The sequence below is a fragment of the Ideonella sp. P3_A4 genome, from assembly GCF_056403075.1.
This window is the reverse complement of record NZ_JBFUGE010000732.1, coordinates 1-2,698: the sequence shown is the minus strand read 5'-3', so window position 1 is coordinate 2,698 and position 2,698 is coordinate 1. Positions and strand designations below refer to the sequence as shown.

Sequence of the window (2,698 nt, the reverse complement as noted above, 5' to 3'; positions counted from 1 at the left end):
TGGCCGACCTGTTGCCCGCGAGTTTCGGGCCCACCCATTTGATGAAGAAGGACGGCCGCGATGCATCTTGAATTCGAAACCGACGTGCAGCGCTCGGCCACGCTGTTGCGTGAGCGTGCCGGTGCAATGGCCTTGCCGACAACCGCCGTCGTGCTCGGCTCCGGCTGGGGTGGCCTGGCCGACCGCGTGCAAGACGCCGTCGACGTGCCGTACGGCGACCTGCCGGCGTTCCCGCCGATCGGCGTCGGCGGCCATGCCGGCCGTTTGCTGATCGGCCGCATCGGCTCGGCGCCGGTGATGGTGCTGTGCGGCCGCAAGCATGCCTACGAGTCTGGCGACGCGGCGGCGATGAAGGGCCCGATCCGCACCTTGGCTGCGGCCGGCGTGCGCACGCTGGTGCAGACCAACGCTGCCGGCAGCCTGGACCCGGCGCTGCCGCCGGGAGACGTGATGCTGATCGCCGACCACTTGAACCTGGTGCAGCGCTCGCCGCTGATCGGCGAGGTCGGCAACGAGCGTTTCGTCGACCTGGCCGAGGCCTACGACGCCGCGCTGCGTGCTCGTGCGCAGTCGGCTGCGCAGACCCTCGGCCGCCCACTGCGCGAAGGCGTCTACGCCTGGATGCTGGGCCCGCAGTTCGAGACGCCGGCGGAGATCCGCATGCTGCAGCGCTTGGGCGCCGATGCGGTCGGCATGAGCACGGTGCCCGAGACCATCCTCGCGCGCCACGCCGGCCTGAAGGTGCTGGCGCTGTCGCTGATCACCAACCTGGGCTGTGGCCTGGCAGACGTGGCGCTGAGCCATCACCAGACCCTCAGCGTGGCCGAGCAGGCCGGCGGGCAAGCGGTGGAGTTGCTCTGTGCGATCCTTGCTGCACTGCACGATTGATCGCCACCCCGATCCGCATGCCCATGCCCACCCCTTCCGCTTCGGTCAGCCCGGTCGCGCTGCCCTCTGCGTCCGAGTCGCCTGTCACCGGTTTCTACAAGACAACCGATCTGGCAGATGCCTTCGCGGTGGCGCTGCCCGACAACGCGACCGGTGACCCCGAATCGCTGGCCCGTTTCCTGTTCGCCCAGCAGCCGGCTTGGGTCCCCCCGTTGATGTCGCTGCGCGATGCGATGGTTGCCGGTTTCGGCCTGAAGACGGCGAAGCACTTGACGTCACCGGCCGCAGCGACGGTGCCGCGCGTCGGCCTGTTCCGCATCTACGAGACCCGGTCGCACGAAATCATCCTGGGAGAAGACGACAAGCACCTGGACTTTCGCGTCTCGGTGCTGGTGGCCCCCGGCGCGGCGGGCGGCGGTGCTAGGCGGCTGGTGGTGTCCACCGTCGTGCAATGCCACAACCTGCTGGGCCGAAGCTACCTGAGGCTGATTGCGCCGTTCCACCGCCGGGTCGTGCAAGGCCATTTGCGTCGCGCCGTGCTGGCGGGTTGGCCCTGCAAGCCTGAGTTGCAATGAATGAACACGATGAATGCTGAACTGGAGCGCGTGGCCCGGCAGGCTTTGGCCTGCTTGGACCTGACACGCCTGAACGACGACGACACCGAGGCCGACATCGAGCGCTTGTGCGTGCGAGCCCACGGCCGCTTCGGCCCGGTGGCCGCGGTCTGTGTCTGGCCGCGCCTGGCGGGGCTGGCTCGGCGCCGGCTGCCGGCCTCGATTGCTGTCGCCGCGGTGGCCAACTTTCCGCAGGGCGATGCGAAGCCCGAACGCGCGCAGCGCGATGTGGGCGAGATCGTGCAAGCCGGCGCGCAAGAGGTCGACGTGGTGCTGCCGTGGCAGGCGCTGCTCGACGGCGACACCGGCGCTGTGGCGCGGGTGCTGGCGGCATCGCGCCGCGCCAGCGATGGGCTGCGGCTGAAGGTGATCCTCGAAACCGGCATGCTGGAAACGCCGGCGCGCATCACCGAAGCCAGCCGCATCGCGCTGGGCGAGGGCGCCGATTTCCTGAAGACCAGCACCGGCAAGGTGCCTGTCGGCGCCACGCCGGAAGCAGCCCGCGCGATGCTGGAGGCCATCGCGGCCGACGCGCGTTCAGCCACTGTCGGCTTCAAGGCCTCGGGCGGGGTGCGCAGCGTGGCCGACGCGGCGCTGTACCTTGGCCTGGTGACCGAGCACCTGGGCAGCGAAGCCGGCGTGCCGGCGCGTTTTCGCATCGGTGCCAGCGGCTTGCTCGACGACATCGAAGCCGTGCTGAGCGGCAGCGCGTCCGCGCCCGCCGGTGGCGGTTACTGAGGCCAGTCCACATGACCGTTTTGCTGCCGCAGGAAGTCATTCGCACCAAGCGCGACGGGCATGCGCTGTCCGCCGCCGAGGTGCAAGCCTTTGTCGACGGCCTCGCCGCGCCCGAACAAGACACACGCCGTTGGACTGAAGCCCAGGCCGCCGCGATGGCGATGGCCGTGCTGCTGCGCGGCATGGAAGAAGCTGAAACCGTGGCGCTGACCCGCGCGATGGCCGACAGCGGCGAGCGCCTGCGCTGGGCCGAGCTGGACCTGCCCGGCCCGGTGCTCGACAAGCACTCGACCGGCGGCGTCGGCGACAAGGTCAGCCTGATGCTGGCGCCGATCGTCGCGGCTTGCGGCGGCTTCGTGCCGATGATCTCGGGCCGCGGCCTGGGCCACACCGGCGGCACGCTGGACAAGCTGGCCGCTTTGCCCGGCTACCAACTGATGCCCGAGCCAGCGGCGCTG

Annotated in this window: 3 protein-coding genes and 1 pseudogene; all 4 read left to right on the top strand. The window is 70.0% G+C overall.

Annotated features, from left to right (window positions below):
- Positions 1–60 precede the first annotated feature (60 nt).
- Positions 61–888, top strand: a complete 828-nt coding sequence (locus tag AC1DYI_RS31910) for a purine-nucleoside phosphorylase (protein ID WP_477208129.1) — start codon at positions 61–63, stop codon at positions 886–888.
- A gap of 23 nt (positions 889–911) precedes the next feature.
- Positions 912–1,463 (top strand): DUF2867 domain-containing protein, encoded by a 552-nt coding sequence (locus tag AC1DYI_RS31905; RefSeq protein ID WP_477208128.1) that lies wholly within the window; start codon positions 912–914, stop codon positions 1,461–1,463.
- Between the two features lie 9 nt (positions 1,464–1,472).
- Complete coding sequence (gene deoC / locus AC1DYI_RS31900; protein WP_477208127.1) at positions 1,473–2,240, top strand: deoxyribose-phosphate aldolase; 768 nt, start codon at positions 1,473–1,475, stop codon at positions 2,238–2,240.
- Positions 2,241–2,251: 11 nt separating this feature from the next.
- A pseudogene (locus tag AC1DYI_RS31895) lies at positions 2,252–2,698 on the top strand (thymidine phosphorylase); the annotation flags it as partial.

Bases quoted from the DNA above. Each gene is read 5' to 3' on its own strand.
- AC1DYI_RS31910 (WP_477208129.1), top strand. From the start codon at position 61: ATGCATCTTGAATTCGAAACCGACGTGCAGCGCTCGGCCACGCTGTTG.
- AC1DYI_RS31905 (WP_477208128.1), top strand. From the start codon at position 912: ATGCCCACCCCTTCCGCTTCGGTCAGCCCGGTCGCGCTGCCCTCTGCG.
- deoC (WP_477208127.1), top strand. From the start codon at position 1,473: ATGAATGCTGAACTGGAGCGCGTGGCCCGGCAGGCTTTGGCCTGCTTG.